Below are 22,952 nucleotides of genomic sequence, written 5' to 3'. Positions count from 1 at the left end.
ACTACAGGTTAAAAACACTTGAATTTGATAATGAATTTATAGGGCATCCTTAATCTCAAGCTGTTTGTTTTAAACATTAATTTCCCTTATTTTAAACTTATTTTAATTTTAGTTGAATGAAGGCGCTTTATAGGAAGTTTGCAGCGCCTTATTTAAAGCCCGTCTGAATCTCTGTCTTTTTTTTGATCGGGTTCAGCTTTCAAGCTGGGCAGATAGACCTGCCTGTAAAGCAGATAAACACCTGCTCCCAGGCCCAGCAGAAGACAGGTCAGCGTCCAGGAATGTTGGCCGTGACGGTATTGCCCGTCCAGCCACCAGCCCAGATAGGCTCCCCCCACGGTGGGCAAAATAAACAACCAGCCCACAGAACCAATCAGACTCAAGGCCACCCAGAGATGATGGCTTTGTGGTTTTTGCCGCTGCTTCAGTTTGAACTTGACTTCCTCTTCAAAAGGATTCATACAATGCCTTTCAGAAGGTGGGTATCCAGCGAAAGAATTTGTTTTAATAAGGTTTTCTGAAGATTGTGAATATTTTCACGCATCATCTCACTGCCCAGTTCAACCTGTCGTATGCGCTCGTCCAGTTCCTGTTCCAAAACCTGTAAAGACGGGCCTATCAAAATGACACGGGCCATTAAAAACACACGGCTACCGATTTCTACCCGTAAAATGCCACTGTCATGGGCTAAAAAATGGCGAACCCCCTCAATATCTTCAAAATAGCCAACCGAACGCTGCAGAGGGGTCAGAAAAGGCTGATGACCCGGTTGAATTCCGAACCGTCCCAGGGTGTCATCCAGACTGAGATAACGAACTTGCCAGTGTGAGTGATGTTCAGGGGTTAATAATTCAAGCGCGAGCGATTTCATCGACGCCCCCAATCAGGTAAAAATGGGATTCATCCACCGCATCCCATGCCCCAGCCATGATTTCACTGCATCCCCGTATTGTCTCTGCCAGAGGTACATGGCGGCCTTTGCGCCCAGTAAAAACCTCAGTGGTAAAGAAAGGCTGGGTTAAAAAACGCTCAAGCTTTCGGGCACGTTCAACAATCAAACGATCTGAAGGCGTCAATTCTTCGAGACCCAACATCGCAATCACATCTTCCAAATCCTTATAGCGCTGCAAATGAAAACGCAGATTTAAAGCCGTCTGGTAATGCTCAAGGCCCACCACATCGGGGTCCAGCAGTTTGCTGCTGGAAGCCAGCAGATCAATCGAGGGATAAAAACCCTTGGAAGCCCGCTCACGTGAAAGAATAATCGCGGTATCCAAATGGCTGAAGGCCGAAGCCGGGGCAGGATCGGTGATATCATCTGCAGGGACATAAATGGCCTGAACAGAGGTAATTGAAGCGTTTTCAGTCGAGGTAATCCGCTCTTCGACCATCGCCAGTTCCTGCTTCAGGGTGGGCTGATACCCAGCCCGGGCAGGCAAACGTCCCAAAAGCGTAGAGACCTCCATACCCGCCTGGGCAAAGCGAAAAATATTGTCGATCAGCAGCAGCACATCCGTGCCCATTTCATCGCGAAAATACTCAGCCATGGCAATCGCCGGAAAAACTGCACGAAAACGCACCCCGGGGGGTTCGTTCATCTGCCCCAGAATCACAGTGGATTTATCCAGCACCTGCATGCGCTTGAGTTCATGCCACAGTTCATGGGCTTCGCGAATCCGTTCACCAATCCCGGCAAAGATCGAAACCCCCTTCTGAACCGTAATAATTTTATAGACAAATTCGGTCAAAAGAATGGTTTTACCAACCCCAGCGCCGCCAAAAAGACCAATTTTCCCCCCTTTAACAAAGGGAGTTAAGAGATCAATCAATTTAATCCCCGTTTCCAGTAAAACCTTGCGAGGATTCTGATCCACAATCAAGGGCGAAGAACGATATACCGGATAATCAGGCCCCGCTCCCAGAGCCCCCTGTTGATCAATTGGTTCCCCCAAGGCATTGAGCGCACGCCCCAAGACTGCCTCACCGACCCGAACCACGGGCCCCCGAAAACTGCGTTCAACCCCCATTCCCCTTGCCAGCCCCAGGGTTTTACCCAAAACAATACACAGACAGGTATGCTGATCTTTAAGAATGGCCACTTCCAGCACCGTTCCCGTGGCAGTAACGGTTAAAACCTCCTGGTATTCAGGAATATCGCTGCTGAATACGACTTCGACCACGCTTTCTTTGATGGCCTGAATAACCCCGCTCATTGCCCCTCTCCCACAATCACGGAATAGGAGCCCATGATTTCATTCAGCTCATCGGTCAATTCGTTTTGACGCGCGAAATGGCTTTCATTTTCCAGGGATTCAATCCGCTGCTCAATATTATGCGAAGCCTGATTCATATTCACCAGGCGTACCCCATTTTCAGACAGAAAAGACTCCAAAAAAGCCCGGTGAAGCTCCATATAAAAATATTCACTCAAGAGACTGGCAAAGAGCACCTCAGGGGCCACATCGATTAAAACAGATCGACGGCTGCTGGTACCCTGCGGCAAAGGCAAAAGAGCATGGGTACGGACATGGTAAGCACCCAGTCCTTCAAAGCGGTTAAAGATCACCTCCACCTGCTGAAACGCGCCCTCCACATAGGCCTGATGCACAAACCCCAAAATCTGACTGGTTCGATGATAAATACTGTGTAAGTCAGAGGGCGCAGACAGTTTCAAAAGGGGTTCCGGCTGAAAATCTTCCTGCAAACGCCGTCCGGCCAAAACAAACCCAGTCTCGGGCCCGGAAGCAGCCAACGAAGCCTGCGCAGCATGCAAAAGCGACTGATTAAACTGCCCACAAAGCCCCTGATCAGAACCCAGCACAATCACCAGTTTGCGCCCCTTCCGAAAAGGGGTCACCTGACTGGGAAACAAACGCATAAAATCGCCAAGTGCATGGTAAATCTGAGACTCATAGGCCCGTATCTGCTGAATACTCTCCTGTGCCTGCTGCAAATTAAAAGAAGCCAAGGATTTCATCGACAGGATAATCTTGCCGATCGCCTGATAACCGCGAATCCGGCCTTCAATTTCACGCGTATCTGACATCTGCGGCTCCTTCCTCAAAGCGCTGAGCCAATGCCAAAAGCTGCTCTTCAAGCTCTGTACTCAGGTTTTTTCTCTCTAAAAGCGTCTGAAGCGCTCCTGAATCCTTTTGCCGCACCATTTCAACCCAAGACATACTCAGTTCTGAAACCCGTTCAACTGCATGGGCATCCAAAAACCCCGCATTGAGCAGCCAAAAAATCAAGACTTGTTCCTCCCAAGCCAAAGGCGCATGTTTCGACTGCTTGAGCAAGGCACGCAAACGCTGGCCACGCTCAAGAATCTGAGCCGTTTCCCCCATAACCCGCACCCCCAGACGGGTAAAGACTTCCAACTCTAAAAACTGGGCGTAGTCCAAACGCAAATGCTCGGCAACACTCCGAAAAGCAGGCAATTGAGCCTTGCCCCCAATCCGTGAGACAGAACGCCCAATATCCACCGCAGGCCTTTGGTTGATATTAAACAGCCCAGTATCCAGATTGATTTGACCATCGGTAATCGAAATCAAATTGGTGGGAATATACGAAGAAAGCCGGCCAGCCTGGGTTTCAACAATCGGAAGCGCAGTCAGTGAGCCGCCATTGGCAAGGTTACAAGCCCGCTCAAGCAAACGTGAATGCACATAAAAAATATCCCCTGGAAAGGCTTCACGGCCCGGCGGACGTTTGAGCAAAAGTGAAATCGTCTGCCAGGTATAGGCATGCTTGCTGAGGTCATCATACACAATCAAAACATCCTGGCCCCGATCGAGAAAAAACTCAGCCACAGCCGTGCCGGCATAGGGCGCGATAAACTGGGTGCCCTCATAATCATCTGCCGTCGCACAGATCAAAACCGTATAATCCATCGCACCCTTGCGCTGAAGTTGATTCCAGACATCCAGCACCGCCTGTTTTTTCTGACCAATCGCCACATAGACACAAATCACGTCTTTGCCCTGCTGATTTAAAATCGTATCCAGAACCAGGGTGGTTTTTCCTGTGGCGGGGTCGCCCAGAATCAGCTCGCGCTGGCCTTTGCCCACCGGAAAGAGCGCATCAATGACCTTGATGCCCGTATACAGCTGTTCCTGAACCAATTCCCGCTCAAACATCGGAGAAGCATCGCGCTCAACGGGATAATAAAGCGAAGACACCAAGGCGGGCCCCCCGTCCAAGGCATTGCCCAAGGGATCCAGCAAACGCCCCAGCATCTGTTCTGAAACCGGCACAGAAACCAGTTGGCCGGTGCAGGTCACCGCCGAACGGACCTTTGGAAAAACCGTTTTTTCTAAAAGTACAGCACGGATCCGGGTCGGCGTGATATCCACCACCATTCCCCGCGCCTGGTGTTCAAAGCGCAGAAGTTCATAATACTGAGCCTGCTTCAAACCCGAAATGGTGACCACCGATCCCATCACCGACTCGACCCAACCCTGCTGCCCCTGCTGCACCTCAAGCGACGAGGACTGCACCGCAGCCTGGTACTGAGAGCGCAATTTCTGGCTGAAATCAGTTTTTGACATGGGTCTCCAGCTCCTGGCCCCAGGTTTCCAAATGTCCACGCAGAGAAGCGTCTACCAGATGCGAGCCCAGATAAATACGCACCCCCGCCTCCAGTTCTGGCTTATAATGCAAGCCAATGGGACATTCTTCGCCAAAAATCTTCTGCAAAGCCTGAATCACTTCGGTGCTCAGGGCATGCCCGACCTTCACCGCCGTTTCAACCTGAATTTCACCCCGCTCACGGATTTCAGCGGCGAATTCTTCATAACGGTTTTCGACCAGGCTCTCTACGGTTTCTAATGCCAGAGAAACCAATTTCTGTTCCAAAAGTGGATCTTTGATTTTACGCAAAAATCGAATCGTATAATGCAAGGCTGCCTGGATCGCTTCCTGGCGAATATCCTCATTCAAAGAGCGTTTTTCATTTTCAATAAAACTGCGGGCCCTGAGCTTTTCATTGTCTAAATCCGCTTGCAGGGCTTTTTGTAAATTCCCTTTCTCCTGTTCCAATTCACCACGCAGCCGGGTCATGGCCTGCTCACGCTGTTCATCCAGCTCAATCAGCAAATGCTGGTAATCCGATTGAAGCTTTTCAAGCTCCACTTCTTTGGCGCGCGCAGCCTCCAGGCGCTCCTGAATAAAGCGCCGGCGGTCTGCCAAGACCTGAATCACGGGTTTGTACAGCAATTTACGCAAAAGCCAGACCAAAAGCAGAAAGTTGATCAGTTCAAACAGAAAGGTCAGCGGATTAAAACTCATAGGCTATTTCACAAACAAACCCAGAAAAGGGTTTGCAAAGAGAATGATCAGGGCTATCACCAACGCATAAATCGCGACCGATTCAACAATCGCCGCGCCAATAAAAAACAAACGGGTAATTTCGTTGGCCGATTCAGGCTGGCGCGAAACCGCCTCAATCGCTTTGGCCAAGGCTTCTCCCTCCCCACGTGAGGAGCCATAGCCTCCGATCGCAATCGTCAGGCCAGCCGTAAAAATCGAAACTGCAGCAATCAGGGCCAGGGGTTCCATAAGCTCTCCTTTTCAGTCTTCATACCAATTTTCTTTTTCGTTCAAAGGGGCCTGCAGATTTTCGATCTGCAAACCCGAAACAATATACACCAGACTCAAAATACCAAAGAGATAGGCCTGAATCAGATTGCCCACCGTATTAAAGAGCATCATCGGCACGGGCACCAGCACCCCTGTCAGCATCACCAGGATCGCAATGATCAGCTCCCAACCCAGCATATTGCCAAAGAGACGAAAGGTCAGCGAAAGAATGCGCCCCAACTCGCCAATCAGATTCAAAGGCAGGAGAAAGGGGTAGGGCTCCAAAAAGCGTTTCAAAAAAGCAGGCCCCTGAAAACGCAAACCAAAATAATAACTGGAACCGAAGCTGATCGTAGACAGTGCAACCACGGTTCCCAGATCGCGGGTGGGCGTACCAAAGAAGGGCAGGGTGCCAAATAAATTCGCGGCCCCAATAAATATCCAAAGGGTGGCCACCAAGGCGAAAAAGGGGCGAATCGCCATGCCTGAAAAATCACGCACCGTCCGGGCCATGGCAACCAGCAAGGTTTCCACGAGCAATTGCGCGGGGCCTGGTTTTTCAAGCGAAAGTCGGCGGGTAAGGCCCCAAGCAGCCAGGATCAGTAAAACAGAGATCAGCAGGGTGGTGGGAACCACATCGGTGATCACCAACTCCAGACGCAGAGGCCCGAATTGAACCGTGCCGCCATTCCAAAGCTCCTGAGGAAACACTTCCTGAATATTCATAGCTTACAAACCCTGCGAAAAGCCAAGATGCGGGCCAAATAAAAGCCAAGCAAAAACAATAGCAGAGGCCAGGCCTGAGCCGAACGCGCCAGCCAAAGGGCGGGCAAGACCAAAATCGCTCCCCGCCAGCCAAAGCCTTGCCAGAATTGAAAACGCGAACGAATTCGGCTTTGGCTCTCCAGGTAAAGATGCCAGAAAAAAAAGAGTCCACAGAGCAAACCCAAAAGCAGGCCACTCAAATTAAGATTTAGCATTTGCTTTTATTGTAAACAAAAAATGGCAAAAAGCCTTGCGCCCAGATCAGCAAAGGATGGGAACAGAGATCATTGACAAAGGCCAGATCACCCTGTCTTTTTCTGGTAAACAGGTCTGAGTCAGGGCCAAAGTTTTTCGCCCGCTTTATCAAGCACCACATAGCGATAGGTTTTGGGTGCTTTGTTGATAAAGCGGCTCTTGAGGTGCGGTAAATCCTGAGCACTGGGCAGATTGATTTCAAACCAGCCCCGTTCAGGCACCCAGGCAATCCACCAACCTGCAGCCTCTTTCGCCGGACTGTAACCCAGAGCCCGCCAGAAACGCTGACGCAGAGCTTTTTCCTGTGCCGGTGCCAAGGGGAACCGGTTCTGGCGCCAGGCTGGTTGGCCGCCATTGTAAAGTGCTTCACGGGGCTGCTTGAATTGGTTGCTGTACCACTGAAAACGCTGGTGCTCGGTCAGCAGGATTTCACGGGTGCAGCCATCATAGGCCGCAGCCAGCAAGCGCCCATCACTGGCATAGACCGCATAAGGATGCAAGGCGCCTATTTCTACAACCCGCTCGTCACCGCGTTCAGATTCGGGCAGGTATTTTTGTACCAAATCCCACCAAGCCTCTGAAGTGAGAGCAAGCAGAGCCAGGGCATCCTGTTTCTGCGCCAGCCTCAGCTCATCAAAGGCCGCATTCAGCCAGATCCGGTCTTTTTCAAGGCGATCATAAGGGTTGTGGACGCCCCAATCTGAGCGGGATTTCAATTCGGCCATCCACTGGGTCATGATCGGGGCTGCAATTTCAAGCCTGCCCACGGAATCGGAACAATTGGCCTGAGCAGGAAAGACCCAAGCGATTGAAAACAAACTCAGACAAACTGTCCTCAAAAGCAGTCTGGAGAAGCCTCTTATAACACGGTTTTTCACGTCTCAAACGCCCCTTCACTCACCTGTTTCAAAGCCAAGATCCGCTGAGCATACCTCAGCTTAGCCGCTGAAAGGCTTTTCTTCAAGCCCCATCCAGACTACGCGCACACAACCCGGCTCACAGAAAACCTGCCTCTGTAAATTATTGAAATAAACAGGCGCTTGTCAATCCCCCATTGGGGGATAGAATTAATAATTTTTTTCTGGTATAACCAAATTCAAAGCAAGCTAAAAAATTGAGGAAAAAAATATATTTGCAAGACAAGCAAAGAGCAGTTCAACTTACAAAATGCATCCTTGTCTTGGTGTTTATACCGCTTTTATTACTAGGTTGCCAGACCCCGCAAACGCAGTCTGTTGTGGCTTCGCCTAAGCCTCAGCCCAAAGCATCAGCCTCGCCCTCGGCCAGCCCTCAGTCCGAACCTACAGCGACCCCGCTGCCCAGGGCCAGTGTACCTGTGATTCAGATTACTCTGCCACCCTGGTTGGGGCAGTCTCCTTCTCCCACAGCTTACCCAGTTCCTACCCCCTATCTGCTTCAGCCCCGGCCAGTACCTTCACCCGCTTTGGCGCTGGTGGATGCCATCAATCAATTTGGATTCAAGGCCTATCAGGTACTGGCTCAGGAAAATAAATCCCAAAATATGGTTTTCAGCCCCTTGGGGGTGAGTGCTTTGGTGGCCTATCTCTATGGGCAATCCTCACCAGAGCAAAAGGGTGAACTGGCAAAACTGATGGGCTGGCAAAACTTTTCTGATGCGCAAATTGGAGAATATTTCCAAGCAGTTCTAGAAAAAGTGAAATTACAGGACCTTGTAAAATTTAAATTGATTAATTTACATCTTTTCTGCAAACAAGAGCCAAAGCCCCTCCCTCAGCCTCCCTATTTATATGAGTTGGGCATGGGTTTCAGTTTCTTTCCCTTGGGTGGAACCCCTAGTCAATGCCAGAATTCCTTCAATAAGATTGCCCAGGATGCTGGGCCGTTTAATCCTACTCAGATTCCTTTTCAGCAGGAGGAGGTCTTTGCTCAGGCCTTGGGGTTTAAAGTGCAATGGGATGCAGGTTATTTAGGTCAAGACAAAGATCCGAGAAGGCATTCATTTTTACTAAACAGTGGAGAGTTGATTTCACATCCTAAAGTTGGCATTGTCGGCACCTATGAGTGGCTGGTCTCTTCTGATCGTCTTATCAGAGGAGTGTCAATACCCTCTGAAAATCGCATGTATCAGAATATTTTTTTAGAGGCTTCTTCAACCGAGTGGAAAAAGAATGTCTATAGTTTAGAACAAACCCTGAATTATGAATACTGGCAAAAAATTCGTCAATCCTTTGAACGGAGGGAGCTTATTCATACCTATCCTCGCTTCAAGACAGAGTTTGAATTTTCTCCCCTGGCATTATTAGAAAAACTCAACCCTCAAATTAAAAATGAAAAAGGGGTTCAATTGTTGGCAAAAACATATTTAGATCTCAGCCAGGAACCTCTTCCTTCCAGTGAACCTTTGGAATCAGCTTCTGAATATATTATGAATGAAAATTATGCCTATTTTCCCTTCACCTTTATTGTGACCGACAAAGACACCGGCCTGATTTTGCTGATGGCGGCCATTCGCAACCCAGCTCAGGATCCTTTGTAATTTAAGCTTCAAAGCCCTTGTTCAAGCATTCCCGCCTGTGCAAATTTTTGAAAAACAGCGGTTTTGATAAACTCTGCATCCAATGAAAGATAAAACTGAAGCAGGATTTTCACTTTTTTTCCAATCACCGGATAGGTCTGGGCCAGTTCGAGCAAATGCGCGGGCACAGAAAACAGCTGGCCCGCGTAAAAATTGAGATCTTCTTCAAACGAAGCTGTGGCGTATTGGCTTAAAAAACCCATTTCCAAAAGGGCTTCTTCTTCAGCTGTGCCAAACCCTTTTTTAAGTGCCTCGACCCCCGGCGAATCTTCAGCTTCAAGCGTGTATTGAAAATCAGAGGGGTTGGCCTTTCTCCAGGCCTTTTCAGGAAAAGGATACTTTTGGATCAGCACCGAACTGAATTCGTGGTGAAAAGAATCCACCACCCAAAGGGGAATATCCAGGTCCTCGCGAAAGGAGAGGGTCGCAATCATGAGATCTCCGCGTTTTTGTTCAGGATCATAGAGATAGCTGGCCCGGTAAATTTGCTCGTAAAACACCAGTTTTTTAAACAGCGCGACGGTTCTCAGATTTTGGCGCAAAAGCTTGGGAGGATAGGCTTCCAAAGATATCAGCAGGGCTTCACAAACAGGCAGAGCCGAGGCCCTGTCCAGGGTTTCAAACTTGGCAAAGAAAGGTGCTTTAAACCAATCGGGATAAATCACCCGCTCAGGATGGCGGAATTCAATCTGGATGGGAATAGTTTCTTCCAAACGGCTGAAGCAGCGCCCCAAAGCCACCTCAGTTAGAGCATCTTCTGAAACCTGCGCCCATGCGCTCTGACTCAGACTGAGCAAGAAGGCAAAACACAGGCTGACCCAAAGCTGCTTCATGGCAAAGATTTCGACCTAAAGCGCAACGCCGAAGCGTTTCAACGCCAGCATCATCAGCAGGTACAGGCCAATGGTCAACAGGCAGCTCAAGAACAAGCACAAAAAGAAAGGCAGCCCCCGACGCAAAAGCAGGGGCAAGACCACAAACATGGGCAGGCTGGGCAGCACAAACCAAAAGGTCGCCAGTGAATGCGAAGCCAAAAGCTCGGCATCTCGGGTATCCAACCAAAGCCAGGTCATGCCCAAAACCGAGAGCAAAGGCAGAGAGGCTATCAAGCCCCCCAGGCCGGGGTATTTTTTCGATATTTCAGCAATCAGCAGAATCATCCCCGCTGAAAGCAAGAGTTTAAGTAAATAGGGCATGATTTAATCTAAAAGGCCAGACCCAAATTCGCAGAGGCATCTACCTTCGTAATCCCGCCAATATCAAAATAGGGAAACATGATCGGCATTCCCAAAGCCATGCCAAAACTCAGACCCGAGCCAGTCTGGCGGTATTCAAATCCAATACGGGGAATCACCGCAAAATCAAACCGGGAGGGAAAATTTCCCAAAGCAATCAGATCGACAAAACCCGCAAAGTCCTGGGGATTAAAATAATAACGAGCCATTCCCCCGAAATAGCCATTGATCGTATAATTCCCGGTTAAAACGCCCCCAACCGCCCCCAAGGCAAACGAAGGATTGAGATTATACTGCAGATTGAGTCCTGCATATCGGGGCCAGCCCCCCTCCAGCGAAACCAGCCAGGGATAGCGCTGGCGCACAGGCACAGCCTGATCTGCCAAAAGCGAAGAGGGCTGCTTTTCAGGTTGTTTGGCAAGGGTTTGCTGCCCCAGGGTTTGCGCCACCAAAGCAGGAGCCGTACGGGTCATCAGGTCTTCGAGCGGACAGAGACAATCCATGTATTCTTCGCGCAGAATGGCGCCTTTTTGAACATCGATAATGCGCAGACTGAGGCTGTATAAATTGCCCAAGCGGCTGGCGCTGCCGGTAATCAAATGGCGAACCGCCAGCATTTTGCCGATTTCAAGTGAGCAATCGGTGCTCTCACAGTTTTGGGTACTCTGAAAGCCCTGCTCACGCAAAATTCGATCCATGTTTTCACGTTCCAAGACCTGATACTGGCCGCTTTGCACGATTAAACTGCGAATCCGATCGGTCAGAATACTGGCATCCGCGCCGCTGATATTCCCCTTGGAACGCAAATCCAAAACCGCCACCTGTTCTTGGGCCAGGGCGGGAAGTGAAAAAAATAAGGCCAAAGAAGCCAGTAAAAAGGGTTTGTACATAGAAAGCTGCTTTCTTTCAGATCTGATTATTCTTGATTATCCCATTGAAAACCCAAAGCTTGCCAACGCCTGCTTCTAAAACTTCTGTTTGGGCTTTTCAAAGCTGATCCGGTAGAGGTGCAGATGCCCCAAACGAAAGCCGGTTTCGGCACCGATCAAATAGTGCTGGTAGGCTTTATACCATTCGGGGCAGTATTCAGTCTCAATCCGGGTTTTGGCAGCTCTGAGACGGGAACGCCAGTGCTGACAGGTTTTTGCATAATCCAAACGGTCATTGCGAAGCTGAATCAGCTCAAGAGAGGGTTCGGCCGCCGCCAAAACCTCGCGCAAAACCGGCAGTTCAGAGCCCGGAAAAACCCCCTGATTCAGCTCAGAAATCTTGGCCTGCAGAGCAGGCTCCACCGCCCCATAGGCAATGGTCTGCAGGGCCAGACGGCCCCCTGGTTTAAGCCAGTCCGAACAGGTCTGAAAAAATCGGGTATAAATCGCCTGTTTTTCAGCCGAAGACAGGCCAGGGCGGGCAAAATGCTCAAACGCACCGATCGAAAGAATGGCATCCAGGGGTTGGGCCGGCAGATAATCTGCCCAAGAGATCAGCGCTACCGAGGCACGGGGCAAAGCCCATTGCTCAATATATGTTTGCTGCGCCTGACTCAGGGTCAGGCCCACCACCGACTGAATCTGTGAAAAACGAAGAAAGGCCTGCAAACCCGCTCCCCAGCCACAGCCAATCTCCAGAACATGCTCAGCCTGTTCACACCGAAGCTGCCGCAGATGGTAGTCCAATTTCGCCATCTGGGCCTGCTCCAGGGTTTGCTCTGCTTGCGAGGCATCCCAAAGCGCAGCGGAATAAATCAAGTGCTGATCCAGCCAAAGCGCGTAGAACGCATTGCTGAGATCATAGTGCGCCTGTATTTCTGAAACTGTCGCGCCGTTTACCTGTTGTTTCAAGCGTGATTCTTTCTATTTTTTGCCAAAGCATGGCCCTATCGCCTTCAGTTTAACGTATTTTGGGTGTATTGTTGAAACGGGCTCAGAGCAGCGCCCCCCTGTTCAGGGTGGGTGGCCCCTTGAAACGAGATTGGGAGAAAAATACAATGCCCCAGAACAGCGTTGACCACTGGGATCAAACCTATGCCAACAAAGCCAGCGAAAAATTGGGCTGGTATGAATCCCACCCGGATACCAGCCTGAAGTTGATTGCCCAGTGCCAATTGCCTGCCGAAGCCCGTATCTTAATTGCTGGAGCGGGAACCAGCACCCTGCTCGACGCCCTCTTGGCGCAAGGTTATCAGGGGCTGATCGCCACAGATTTGAGCCCTGTGGCCCTGAGCCAATTGCAGGCACGTCTGGGGCCAACCGCACAAAAGGTCACCTGGGTGGTTGAAGATCTGCGTTCAGGCCAGGCCCTGGCGCCTTACCAGCACCAAATCGATCTCTGGCAGGATCGGGCCGTTTTGCATTTTCTGATCGAAGAAGCCGAGCGGGCCGCCTATCTCAAGCTCTTGAAAGAACTGCTGAAACCGGGTGGATTTGTGATACTCGCCTGCTTTGCCCCCGGTACAGCTGAAAAATGCAGTGGATTGCCCGTTCGCCAGTACAGCGCAGCGGATCTGGCCCAATGGCTGGGCCCTGAATTTAAAGGCCTGGATCAGCGTGAAGAGGTCTATACCATGCCCTCAGGGGATACCCGTCTCTTTACCTATGTCCGTTTTCAAAGAGTCTCAGACCATGTCTGAAAATTGCTGCGCCCCTGTTCAGCAGAGCCAGCGTCTCTGCCCAAGCTGTGGGCAAAAGGGAAAAGGGGTCTCTCTGCTAACCCTGAATGCTCAGTTACTGCCCCAGGCCCTGGGCCGGCTTGCCCAGGAAGCAGCCGCTTATTTTTGCAGCACGCCCACCTGCCCCTGCGTCTATTTCAATGCCCGGCAAACTTTTCAAAGCGCTGATCTGCACCAGCGTGTCTTTCAAAAAGATCCCAGCCCCCAGACCCTGGCCTGCTATTGTCTGGAATTGAGCCGTGCCAACTTTCAGCAGCAAGGCCCCGAACTCCAGCAGCAAATTCTGAGTTTGACCCAAGCCGGCGGGTGTGACTGCGAACGCAAGAATCCGCAGGGCTCCTGTTGTTTGGGCAATATTGCCAAACTCCTCAAAACAAGAGCAGAAAAAATATGAACCTCGATTTTCACCCCACCCACCAGGTCGTGATTCTCGATTTTGAGACCACGGGCGTTTCCCCCACCCAAGGCGATCGTGCAATTGAAATCGGGGCTGTGCGCCTGCGCCAGGGCAAAATAGCGGAGCGCTTTCAAAGCTTGATCAACCCAGGCTTTCGCATTTCACGTTTTATTGAAGACTATACCGGCATCAGCAATGCCATGCTCAAAGAAGCCCCGGCCCCAGAGCAGGTCATGCTGGATTTTGTCAAATTTTTAGGTTCAGATGGGCTGATTGCCCACAATGCGTCTTTTGATCAGCGTTTTCTGGAAGCAGAACTGGCCCGCCTGAAACGCCCTTTGCCCAATGCCTTTGCCTGCAGCATGCTCCTGGCCCGACGCGTTTTTCCTGAGGCCCCCAATCACAAATTGGGAAGTTTGGTGGATTTTCTGCAATTGCCCCATGAGGGTACCTTTCACCGGGCCCTGGCCGATGCCGAAATGACCGCGCATCTTTGGCTCAAAATGATGCGCAGTTTAGAAAATGAGTTTCCGCAAACGGAACTCAGCTTTGACCTGATTCAGCGCCTGAGCAAAACAGACCGCAGCCAGCTGAAGCGCTTGATGCAAGCCCACGCTGCCAAGGGACTGTTTTAATCTGAAGTTTCTGAAGTCTGCCGGGCCCGAATCTGTTCAAGGCGGGCCTGAATCAAGGGACGCAAGAAAACACGCACCCGCGCCGTGGCATCGGGGGTTTCATTCATGCGGGTGAACCAGGCCTGTAAAAGCCCCTCGGCCTCATTGGCCTGTTCCTGATCCTCTGGATAGAGTTCCTGAGAGACCTGAAAACAGACATTGACGGCGTAAAGCGCACGTTCCAACTGAAAATCACCCAAGAGATACCAGGCCGCTTGGGTCTGGTAAAAAGCGAGTACTTCCCAGGCCAGGGGCAGGGTATCCGAGGGCAGGTGCTGATGCAATTCCAGTTTATTTTCCATCAAGCTCAGAAATTGCTGTTTGAGCGCTGCGGGGTCGATTTCGGGTTGCGAAATTTCCAACAAGAGGTAACCCGCGTAAAGGTATTTTAAAATCCGCCAATGCGGGTTTTGCTGCAATTGGCTTTCGACAAAGGCACTGTGCTCGTCAGGGTGCCAAACCCGCAGATATTGCGAAATCAGCAGGCCCAATTCCTGCTTATCGGGGTAAGTCACCAAAAGCTCACGCATGGCCTGCAAATACTTCCCCGATTTCCGCCCTTTGTCCAGGATCTGTCGAAAGGCACGGTAGGTGCGCAATTCCTGAGCGTTTAGTTCCTGAAGATGAATCTCTTCATCGGCAAGCAAATCCCAGGCAAAAATCGAGGGCAGGGGCAGGCCATCGTGCAGGCGGCTTAACTGCTGCGCAAAAGCCGGCAGTTCAAAGCCTGTAAACAAAGCTCGGGCCAAGGCTTCTTTTTCCAGCGAGGATTTCTGCGCTGGTGCTTCGGTTTCCTCGGGCGGGGGGGGAGGGGGCAATTCCCCACCCCGCAGGGCAAAAGCCTGCGATAAATGCGCGTAAAAATCACCCATCAACCGAAAACCTCATGAATCCAGATAGCTGGTGCGCAGTTTGCGTTCCTGGGCCGCACGTTCCAGCGCCAGGGCAATCAGCTGATCCAGCAGTTCGCGGTAGGAGAGACCACTGGCTTCCCAAAGCTTGGGATACATGCTGATTCGCGTAAAACCAGGCAGGGTATTGACTTCATTGACATAGACCTGTCCTTCAGGGGTCAGGAAAAAATCCACACGGGCCAGGCCTTCGCAGTTCAGAACCCGAAAAGTTTGCACCGCCAGGGCCTGAATTTCGGCAATCTGCGCTTCAGGCAAACGGGCTGGAATTTCAAGCCGGGCGGCGTCTTCAGAAATATATTTGGCTTCATAGCTGTAAAATTCAGCTTGCACAATCACTTCTCCGGGCAAGGAAGCCCGTGGCTGCTGATTGCCCAAAACAGAGCATTCGATTTCACGGCAGATTAAGCCCTCTTCAATCACCAATTTGGTATCGAAACTGAAGGCATCTGCCAAGGCAGGCTCCCAGTCAGCGGCTGACTTCACCTTGTGAATGCCCACCGACGAGCCCAGATTGGCAGGTTTGACAAAGAGCGGGAACCCACCCAAAGCCTCCAGCACGGCTTCCAGCTGAATCTGTTCACGCTGCGCAGCATGTAAAACACAAAAACGCGGTGTGGGAATACCGGCTTCGCGCAGCAAGCGTTTCATGACATCTTTGTCCATGCCCACAGCAGAGCCCAGAATGCCGCTGCCCACACAGGGAATGCCTGCCATTTTCAGCAAACCCTGAACGGCACCATCTTCACCGTAGGTGCCATGCAGCACAGGAAAAGCCACATCCAGGGCGGGTAAACTGCTCATATCCCCCGTGCGCACCAATTGATGGCCTTCAGCCCCCGGAACCAACGCCAGGGCAGGCCCCGCTTCATTCAATTTCAAAAGCGCGGGCTGCTGGGCTTCAAGCAGGAAACGGGAGGTTTCATTCAGATACCAGCCCCCCTGCTTGTCAATGCCGATCAAAGTGAGATCGTATTTGTCCTTGTCGAGGGCCTCAATAATATTGCGGGCAGATTGAAGTGAAACTTCATGTTCGGCCGAACGGCCACCAAAGAGAATACCAAGCTGAATCTTGCGGGTCATGAAACGAATCCTTTTCTGGGTGCTGAGGTCTGTATCATTGTACTCCCAGAGCTTCAGACCTGGAGGTGAGCAGGGCACATCTGGGCAGTTAAACCCAGGCAATCCGCACACAAAAACCGGGAGCCGTATTTTCAAGCATCAGCTTCCCGCCGTAACTTTCGACAATCCGACGTGCAATCGCCAGCCCCAGGCCATGTCCAGGGGTCTGCTCATCAGCCCGCACCCCCCGCTGGGTCAGTTGCATCAACTGTTCGGAAGGGCAACCGGGCCCATCATCGCAAATTTCCAAAACCCAGCCTTCAGCCTGGATCTGCCCCAGCACCTGGATCTGGGAGCGGGCCCATTTGCAGGCATTGTCGAGTAAGTTTCCGAGACATTCGAGCAGGTCTTCGCGATCCATGCCTATCCGCAGCTCCCTTGGAACATCGACAACAAAACTCAGCTCTCGTTCGGCATAGAGAGCTTTCAAAACCGGCAGAAGCTCGTCCAAGATCTCGGCCAGAGACTGGGACTGTCCGGGTGGACTGGCCCCCGCCATACGGGCCCGTTGCAGTTCCTGCTCAATCAGGTGATGGAGCGTCTGGGCTTCATGTTCGAGTTCAGGCCAGGGGCGGGTTTCAAGCAATTGGTAAATCCGAGTCAGGGGGCGTTTCAGGGCGTGGGAAAGATCCCCCAGCGATTCACGCGAACGCTGTAAACGGGCCTGCATCTGTTTCAAAAGGCGATTGAAAGCCAGCACCAGGGAACTGAGTTCGCGTGGCACCCCCACGCTCAGGTGCTGAACCTGGCCTTTTTCAAGCGCCTGAATTTCATGCTCCAATTGGGACAAAGGGCGCAGACCCAAGCGCAGCAGCAGGCGCTGCAGGGCCAATAAAAGCAAGAGCATGCCCAAAGAGACACTGGCGTAGAGCCAACGAAAACGGGCAAGTTGACGCTCCAGGGGACTGAGATCTTCAGCCACCGTCAGGGTAAAAGGTTGCCCCTGTTTTTCAAAGCCCCGGCTCAAGAGCAACAGCGGTTGACCCGCTGGCCCATCGGCCCAACGGGAAACGCGGCTTTCACCGGCCTCCAGCCAGGTCGGCTCGATCGGATGGTTCCAAAACGAACGTGAGGCCAGGCTCAAGCTGAGTGACTGAATCAGATAATAATGGCCCGAATAGGGGCGTTGAAAGGTCGGGCTGACGCGACTGGAATCCAATAGGAGAATACCCCCCACTTGAAAATCGAGGGCCAGCAGCAGCGTTTCCTGATCGTGTTCCAAACGCGAAACCAAATAGTTTTGGGTTAAATGCCGCATGGCCCATTCCACGCTCAAATACTGCAAGCCCAAAAGCAAAAGCAAGGCCAGGGCAAAGCCCCGTCCCAAACGCTGGTGCAGAGAGAGAGGAGCGCGTGTTTCAGTCAAAGCGATAGCCCTGTCCGCGACGGGTTTGAATCCGCTCACGGCCAATTTTCTGACGCAGACGGGCAATAAAAACCTCAAGGGTATTGCTGTCGACTTCCTGATCAAAGTCGTAGAGCTGCTCTCCCAATTGCTGTTTGGAGAGAACTTGCCCCGGATGCAGCATCAAGACCCGCAACAGGCGAAACTCCTGTCCTGTCAGAACCACCGGGGAACCCGCCTGCCAGACCTCCTGGCGGTTCTCATCCAAAACCAGATCGCCCACCTGCAACTGCCCCTGCGGCAGGCGGTGATGTCGCCGGATCAAAGCCTGAAGCCTGACCAGAAGTTCTTCACTGTGAAAGGGTTTGGCAAGATAATCATCGGCCCCGGCTTTGAAGCCTTCAACCTTTTCAAACCAAGCCCCCCGCGCAGTCAGGATCAAAACAGGCAGATCCAGTTTGCGCTGACGCCAGTCTTTGAGCAGCTCCAAGCCTGGGCGATCGGGCAAGCCCAAATCGAGAATCACGGCCTCGTAAAGATTCTGGCGCACCAGCCAATCGGCATCCTGGGCTTGCTCTGACCAATCCACTGCATAGCCTGCCTGTTCCAGGCCCGAACGCAGCGCCTCGGCCAGCGCTGCGTCGTCCTCTACCAAAAGCAGGCGCATCTCAATCCCGTTTACGTGAAATCTGGCGGCCTGTACGGGCATCGAAACGCCCTTCCCAGACTATCCCACGGGCGTCGATCCATTCCAGCTTGTATTGAAAACCCGCTTTGTGGGGCTTGAGGCTGGCTTCAAGCAGGCGAACCGGTTGCTTGCCAAAGGTGCGGTTCAAAAGCTGAGGCAAACTGAGCAGATTGGCGGGAGGGGAGGGCAACCCTTTGACAGGCTGGGTCAAATTCTGCTGGCCTTTTTCCCAAACCCGAACATGTTGAACCACTCCCTGCCCATCGAGAAATTCAATCCGGTAATAGGGCACCTGGTTTTCAGATTCATACTCCAGCTTGAGCAAACGGCCCTTGTGCGCCTGTAAAAATTTCTGAAGCGCGGTTTGCAGGCTCACAGAAGGTGGACTGTGCGATTTTTTGGCTTCACTGACGCCAGCGAACAGTAGCAACGGCAAGGTGATCACAAGGCTTAAGGCCAGTCGCTTGATGGGGGAAGAATTAATCATCGCTGCCATTGTCTTTGTTTCCTTTTTGGGTTTCAGCACCGCCCGTTTGTACAGTACCTGTATTATGCCCGGTTGCCTGACGAATTTCAGTGTGACGGATCATACCCCCCAAATGGGCAGTTTGGGCCAAAACACCGGCATTGACCAGCCCCACAACCAGGAGTCCGGCCGCAATTGCAAGGGGCAAAACCTGTTTGCGAAACGAGAAATACAGGGCAACGGCTGCGCCCAACCCCAAGCCTTCCATCAGAAAAATGGCAACCTTGGCAAGGTGTTCGTGATCTTCGATCAGGCTTTCTACCACACCCGGCAAATGCTCAACCGCTTCTTCTGCGCCTTCGCCAGAAAAATAAACGGGCAAAGCCGCCAGGGCGCTGCCGATCAAAAGATAAAGACTGACACGGATAATTTCTTCATTTTTGCGGATCATGCCCCAGGCCAGAATGGCCGTGGCAATCAGGCTGCCCATAATCGGGACGTGGTTCAAAAGCAGATGAATTTGTGCTTCACTCATAAAATAATCTTCCTTTCAGATTGTGTATTTTCAGCTTAGCGAACCAAGCTGAACTGAACCTGAACAGAAAACATTGACCATAGTTTTTACAAAAACATTGAAATTACCAAAAATTAACTCATGATTAATTCATTCTTATCTAGTCTTAATTCAAAAACAGAAGCAAATCACGCATAATAACAGTATCAAAAGCGAGATAAAGAGAGAACTTTTTTATGAGCAGCATCCAAGCCACTCAACCTCAAGTGTTTACAAACAGACAAGCCACTCTCATACAAACACCACCCGCCAAAACCACAGAAAAAAATCCTGACTCACCCCAAACAGGCTTAACGCGTGAAGATAAGCTTGAAATTCTAGATCTTACTTCAAAAACAGGCAATGGCCTGTTGATCGGTGGCATGGCCTCTACCTTTGCGCAGGCTGTAGCATCTGCAGAACTGCGACCAGCCATCGAAGCCAGCCCTGCAGGTTTTGCACTGGGGGCAGCCATTGGCGCTGGTGTCGGACTGATTAAAGCAGAAACAAAACATGAAGATCTGAAACCCATCAAAAACACAGTGGGAGGGGCTTTGATTGGTGGAGGAACCGCTGGCATTCTGACCTCTGCAGCCAGTACCCTGATTGCGGCCAAAAGCACCTGGGCAGGATTGCCTTCTACCCTATTTTTCGGATACCCAGCCGTTTCAGCTACAGCCATCGGTGTTGGGGCTGCTATTGGTGCAGGGATCGCTATCTACGCCAGTCAAAAAAAATAAGTCAATTCAAAAAACAAAGCCCTGAAAAAACTTCCACTGAGAAGAATTTCCAAGGCTTGGGGCTATCAGCAAAGGCTGAAACTTAGCCCATCATGCTCTGCATAATGCCATTGAACTGCTCTTCGCTCAGACGCAGTTCGCTTTCGCCCAAACTCCAGATTGGGGTTTCGGGCAGATTCAGTAACTGCTCAAAGGAGGGCTTGTTCGGATTGTGATAAATCAAGCCTGTCAGCAGATGCTTGTCTTCGCGGGATTCATGCACCAGACGCAGGGCTTCCAGCTTGCTGGTGGGATCATAATCGCGATCGAGCTTTTTCAGGGCCAGATGTGAACCATCGTGCAGTTTGACATCAATCACATTGCCCGCTTCATAATCGACCTGAATCTCTTCATAATAGGGAATAAAGTCGATTTCCTGCAAAGGTTTGTCGTGGTCTTTGACGTAGTCATAGCTGCGGGTAGAACCTTCATGGTCATTGAAGGTCACACAGGGGCTGATCACGTCAATCACAGCGGTTCCCTTGTGTGAGAAAGCGGCCTGAATCAAAGGCACCAATTGCTTTTTATCGCCGGAGAAAGAACGCGCAACAAAGCCGCAGCCCAATTCCACGGCCAGACCACAGAGGTCAATCGCTTCAAAGGGATTTTCGCTGCCTTTTTTGAGCACAGAGCCTTCATCAGCGGTGGCAGAGAACTGACCTTTGGTCAGACCATAAACGCCGTTGTTTTCAATGATATACACCATGTCCAGGTTGCGGCGGATCAAGTGGGCAAACTGCCCCATGCCGATACTCGCAGTATCGCCATCTCCGCTGACAGCCAGGCCGACCAGCTTGTGATTGGCCAAGAGCGCGCCGGTGGCAATTGACGGCATGCGGCCATGGGCTGAGTTAAAGGCATGGGCCTTGGAAATAAAATAAGCGGGGGTTTTGCTGGAGCAGCCAATCCCACTGAATTTACCCAGGGTAAAGGGATCTACGCCGGCCTCATAAGCGGCCTGGATAATATGGTTGGAAATGGCATTGTGACCACAACCCGGACAAAGAGTCGTGGGGCCGCCCTTATAATCATCGCGGGTCAAGCCGATGCGATTGGTTTTGGGAGCGGGTTTAGAGGGGGTTACTGTTTCAGACATGAGCCAGTTCACTTCCTTTTTCAAGTTTCAGCAATTGAGACACAATCGTACGGGCATCCAGGAAAGAGCCGTCGAAGTGTAAAATCGAACGCAGGCGGGCGGCCAAGGCCGGGAAAGTCGCGCCCAGAATCCGGGCCATCTGGCCATCGCGGTTCTGTTCCACCACATAGGTATGGGGGTGTTTGGCGATAAACTCTTCCACTTCAGCCTGGGCGGGCAAAGCGCGAATTCGCAGACAATCAGGCTTGATGCCTTGTTCCGCGAGCAAATCCAGAGCTTCTTCCAGCGGCCAACGGGTAGAACCGTAGTAGATCAAACCCATTTCAGAAGGCTGCTCTGCCAATTTCAGTACGGGAGCAGGCACCAACTGACGTGCCGTATCCAGCTTGCGCAGCAGGCGCTCCATACCGGCTTGCCAGTCTTCAGGTTTTTCACTGTATCTGGCCTGGGCATCATGGCCCGATCCGCGGGTAAAATAAGGGGCTTTTTCATGGCGCGTGCCGGGCAGAGTACGATAGGGAACCCCATCGCCATCCACATCGGCATAACGGCCAAAATCTGCAACCTTGCTCAGGGCTTCGGCATCCAAGACCTTGCCACGGGCATAGGGTTGGGTGGGATAGTTGAAGGGTTTGCTCATCCAGGTATTCATGCCCAAATCCAGCTCACTCATCACAAAAACCGGAGTTTGCAGTTGCTCAGCCAGGTCAAAGGACTGCTGTCCCATTTCATAGCACTCTTCCATCGAGCTGGGGAAAAGCAGCGGGTGCTGGGTATCGCCATGGGAGAGATAATAGGTCGAGAGCAAATCGCCTTGAGAGGTGCGGGTGGGCAAGCCTGTGCTGGGGCCCATGCGCTGAACATCAACGATCACGGCGGGAATTTCAGTATAGTAGCCATAGCCCGCCAGTTCAGACATCAGCGAAATGCCAGGGCCTGATGTGGCGGTCATGGAACGGGCACCGGCCCAACCAGCGCCGAGAATCATGCCAATCGCGGCAATTTCATCTTCTGCCTGCACAGAGGCAAAGAGGTTGGCGCCTGTGGCGGGGTCTTTGCGGTATTTTTCAAAATAGCTGATCAGGGTTTCGCAAACACTGCTGGAAGGAGTAATCGGGTACCAAGAAAGAAAAGTACAGCCACCCATCAGCGCACCCAGGGCAGAAGCGGTATTGCCTTCAATCAGAATCTTATCAGAAGTGGCGTCCATGGCCTCAAGCTTGAAGGGATCTTTTTTCTCAAGATTTTCAGCGGCCCAGGCACGGCCGACTTCAATTGCGCGGGCATTGAGTTCAACTACTTTTTCTTTCTTGCCAAACTGTTTACGCACCGCTTTGTCAACGGCGGCAGGATCCAGGTCGAGCAGATGGGCCAGAACCCCCACATAGATCATATTGATCACTTTTTTCTTGAGCTTGACATTGTCAGTGGCCTGGTTCACCAGGGTATTGAAGGGAATACCGTAGTTGATATGGTCTTCACGCAGGGCATGGTCAAGTTTCATGCCGACATCGTGAATCAGTACAGCACCGGGGCGCAGGCCACGGATATCGCTGTAAACCGTATCGGGATTCATGATCACCATGAAGTCAATGTCTTGTTTGCTGGCCTGATAGCCCTTGTGGTGGGCACGGATCGTGTACCAGGTGGGCAAACCAGCGATATTGGAAGGGAAAAGATTCTTGGCTGCGACGGGAATTCCCATATTGAAAATCGAGCGCATCAGGATCAAATTGGCGGATTGACTGCCTGTTCCGTTGACGGTGGCAATCTGAATATTGACATCGTTGATTTGTGGATTCATTAAAAAACTCCGAAAAAGGGGCAGAATGTGTATATCAGTTGACCATACGTCGGAGGATAG

The 22,952-nt window shown here is 51.4% G+C and carries 27 protein-coding genes; 5 read left to right on the top strand and 22 right to left on the bottom strand.

Annotated elements, in window-relative coordinates:
- Positions 1-152: 152 nt before the first annotated feature.
- From COW20_05145 to COW20_05100, 10 genes are all read right to left on the bottom strand, one after another.
- Positions 153-461, bottom strand: coding sequence for a hypothetical protein (locus tag COW20_05145; protein ID PIW49787.1), 309 nt, complete (start codon positions 459-461; stop codon positions 153-155).
- Positions 458-871, bottom strand: coding sequence for a hypothetical protein (locus COW20_05140; GenBank protein ID PIW49786.1), 414 nt, complete (start codon positions 869-871; stop codon positions 458-460). Before COW20_05140 ends, COW20_05145 begins: the two co-directional genes overlap by 4 nt.
- The gene (locus COW20_05135; protein PIW49785.1) at positions 852-2,213 is read right to left on the bottom strand and encodes a F0F1 ATP synthase subunit beta; all 1,362 of its coding nucleotides are present in this window, start codon (positions 2,211-2,213) and stop codon (positions 852-854) included. The genes COW20_05140 and COW20_05135 overlap by 20 nt, the downstream gene beginning before the upstream one ends.
- The gene (locus COW20_05130) at positions 2,210-3,046 is read right to left on the bottom strand and encodes a hypothetical protein (GenBank protein PIW49784.1); all 837 of its coding nucleotides are present in this window, start codon (positions 3,044-3,046) and stop codon (positions 2,210-2,212) included. The genes COW20_05135 and COW20_05130 overlap by 4 nt, the downstream gene beginning before the upstream one ends.
- Positions 3,030-4,547, bottom strand: coding sequence for a F0F1 ATP synthase subunit alpha (locus tag COW20_05125; protein ID PIW49783.1), 1,518 nt, complete (start codon positions 4,545-4,547; stop codon positions 3,030-3,032). Before COW20_05125 ends, COW20_05130 begins: the two co-directional genes overlap by 17 nt.
- Positions 4,534-5,286 carry a hypothetical protein gene (locus COW20_05120; protein PIW49782.1) on the bottom strand — a complete coding sequence of 251 codons (753 nt, stop codon included), beginning with the start codon at positions 5,284-5,286 and terminating at the stop codon, positions 4,534-4,536. Before COW20_05120 ends, COW20_05125 begins: the two co-directional genes overlap by 14 nt.
- Positions 5,287-5,289: 3 nt before the next feature.
- Complete coding sequence (gene atpE / locus COW20_05115) at positions 5,290-5,556, bottom strand: ATP synthase F0 subunit C (GenBank protein ID PIW49781.1); 267 nt, start codon at positions 5,554-5,556, stop codon at positions 5,290-5,292.
- A 12-nt stretch (positions 5,557-5,568) separates the two neighbouring features.
- The gene (locus COW20_05110; GenBank protein ID PIW49780.1) at positions 5,569-6,303 is read right to left on the bottom strand and encodes a F0F1 ATP synthase subunit A; all 735 of its coding nucleotides are present in this window, start codon (positions 6,301-6,303) and stop codon (positions 5,569-5,571) included.
- Complete coding sequence (locus COW20_05105) at positions 6,300-6,557, bottom strand: hypothetical protein (protein ID PIW49779.1); 258 nt, start codon at positions 6,555-6,557, stop codon at positions 6,300-6,302. Before COW20_05105 ends, COW20_05110 begins: the two co-directional genes overlap by 4 nt.
- Positions 6,558-6,677: 120 nt before the next feature.
- Positions 6,678-7,475, bottom strand: a complete 798-nt coding sequence (locus tag COW20_05100; protein ID PIW49778.1) for a hypothetical protein — start codon at positions 7,473-7,475, stop codon at positions 6,678-6,680.
- 236 nt (positions 7,476-7,711) lie between these two features.
- On the opposite strand from COW20_05100, the gene COW20_05095 reads away from it, so the two are divergent.
- Entirely contained in the window at positions 7,712-9,115 is a 1,404-nt protein-coding gene (locus COW20_05095; GenBank protein ID PIW49777.1) for a hypothetical protein, read from the top strand.
- A gap of 8 nt (positions 9,116-9,123) precedes the next feature.
- Here COW20_05095 and COW20_05090 read toward each other — a convergent pair whose 3' ends face one another.
- The 4 genes from COW20_05090 to COW20_05075 form a co-directional block, all read right to left on the bottom strand.
- Entirely contained in the window at positions 9,124-9,987 is an 864-nt protein-coding gene (locus COW20_05090) for a hypothetical protein (protein ID PIW49776.1), read from the bottom strand.
- Positions 9,988-10,002: 15 nt separating this feature from the next.
- Entirely contained in the window at positions 10,003-10,350 is a 348-nt protein-coding gene (locus COW20_05085) for a hypothetical protein (GenBank protein PIW49775.1), read from the bottom strand.
- An 8-nt stretch (positions 10,351-10,358) separates the two neighbouring features.
- The gene (locus COW20_05080; protein ID PIW49774.1) at positions 10,359-11,279 is read right to left on the bottom strand and encodes a hypothetical protein; all 921 of its coding nucleotides are present in this window, start codon (positions 11,277-11,279) and stop codon (positions 10,359-10,361) included.
- Positions 11,280-11,354: 75 nt separating this feature from the next.
- Positions 11,355-12,230, bottom strand: coding sequence for a cyclopropane-fatty-acyl-phospholipid synthase (locus COW20_05075; protein PIW49773.1), 876 nt, complete (start codon positions 12,228-12,230; stop codon positions 11,355-11,357).
- 146 nt (positions 12,231-12,376) lie between these two features.
- On the opposite strand from COW20_05075, the gene COW20_05070 reads away from it, so the two are divergent.
- The 3 genes from COW20_05070 to COW20_05060 are packed head-to-tail and all read left to right on the top strand — an operon-like array spanning position 12,377 to position 14,089.
- Positions 12,377-13,018 (top strand): SAM-dependent methyltransferase, encoded by a 642-nt coding sequence (locus COW20_05070; protein ID PIW49772.1) that lies wholly within the window; start codon positions 12,377-12,379, stop codon positions 13,016-13,018.
- On the top strand, positions 13,011-13,451 hold the full coding sequence (locus tag COW20_05065; protein ID PIW49771.1) for a (2Fe-2S)-binding protein: 441 nt from the start codon (positions 13,011-13,013) through the stop codon (positions 13,449-13,451). Before COW20_05070 ends, COW20_05065 begins: the two co-directional genes overlap by 8 nt.
- The gene (locus tag COW20_05060) at positions 13,448-14,089 is read left to right on the top strand and encodes a DNA polymerase III subunit epsilon (protein ID PIW49770.1); all 642 of its coding nucleotides are present in this window, start codon (positions 13,448-13,450) and stop codon (positions 14,087-14,089) included. The genes COW20_05065 and COW20_05060 overlap by 4 nt, the downstream gene beginning before the upstream one ends.
- Here COW20_05060 and COW20_05055 read toward each other — a convergent pair.
- The 6 genes from COW20_05055 to COW20_05030 all read right to left on the bottom strand — a co-directional run bounded on the left by COW20_05055 (position 14,086) and on the right by COW20_05030 (position 19,195).
- On the bottom strand, positions 14,086-15,000 hold the full coding sequence (locus tag COW20_05055) for a hypothetical protein (GenBank protein PIW49769.1): 915 nt from the start codon (positions 14,998-15,000) through the stop codon (positions 14,086-14,088). The genes COW20_05060 and COW20_05055 overlap by 4 nt on opposite strands.
- A gap of 12 nt (positions 15,001-15,012) precedes the next feature.
- Entirely contained in the window at positions 15,013-16,122 is a 1,110-nt protein-coding gene (locus tag COW20_05050; GenBank protein ID PIW49768.1) for a D-alanine--D-alanine ligase, read from the bottom strand.
- Between the two features lie 88 nt (positions 16,123-16,210).
- Positions 16,211-17,527 carry an ATP-binding protein gene (locus COW20_05045; protein ID PIW49767.1) on the bottom strand — a complete coding sequence of 439 codons (1,317 nt, stop codon included), beginning with the start codon at positions 17,525-17,527 and terminating at the stop codon, positions 16,211-16,213.
- Positions 17,520-18,173: a DNA-binding response regulator gene (locus tag COW20_05040; protein ID PIW49766.1), complete on the bottom strand. Its 654-nt coding sequence runs from the start codon at positions 18,171-18,173 to the stop codon at positions 17,520-17,522. Before COW20_05040 ends, COW20_05045 begins: the two co-directional genes overlap by 8 nt.
- A gap of 1 nt (position 18,174) precedes the next feature.
- Positions 18,175-18,690: a hypothetical protein gene (locus COW20_05035; protein ID PIW49765.1), complete on the bottom strand. Its 516-nt coding sequence runs from the start codon at positions 18,688-18,690 to the stop codon at positions 18,175-18,177.
- Positions 18,674-19,195 carry a hypothetical protein gene (locus tag COW20_05030; GenBank protein PIW49764.1) on the bottom strand — a complete coding sequence of 174 codons (522 nt, stop codon included), beginning with the start codon at positions 19,193-19,195 and terminating at the stop codon, positions 18,674-18,676. The genes COW20_05035 and COW20_05030 overlap by 17 nt, the downstream gene beginning before the upstream one ends.
- 215 nt (positions 19,196-19,410) lie before the next feature.
- Here COW20_05030 and COW20_05025 point away from each other — a divergent pair, with 215 nt between their 5' ends.
- Complete coding sequence (locus COW20_05025; protein PIW49763.1) at positions 19,411-19,953, top strand: hypothetical protein; 543 nt, start codon at positions 19,411-19,413, stop codon at positions 19,951-19,953.
- Between the two features lie 82 nt (positions 19,954-20,035).
- On the opposite strand, the gene COW20_05020 is transcribed toward COW20_05025, so the two are convergent.
- Positions 20,036-21,088 (bottom strand): 2-oxoglutarate ferredoxin oxidoreductase subunit beta, encoded by a 1,053-nt coding sequence (locus COW20_05020; GenBank protein ID PIW49762.1) that lies wholly within the window; start codon positions 21,086-21,088, stop codon positions 20,036-20,038.
- Positions 21,081-22,892, bottom strand: coding sequence for a 2-oxoacid:acceptor oxidoreductase subunit alpha (locus COW20_05015; protein PIW49761.1), 1,812 nt, complete (start codon positions 22,890-22,892; stop codon positions 21,081-21,083). Before COW20_05015 ends, COW20_05020 begins: the two co-directional genes overlap by 8 nt.
- Positions 22,893-22,952 lie beyond the last annotated feature (60 nt).

The sequence above is a fragment of the bacterium (Candidatus Blackallbacteria) CG13_big_fil_rev_8_21_14_2_50_49_14 genome (assembly GCA_002783405.1).
GTDB lineage: Bacteria > Cyanobacteriota > Sericytochromatia > UBA7694 > UBA7694.
Note: the sequence above shows the minus strand (reverse complement) of the source record. Positions and strands in the feature narration are given on the sequence as shown.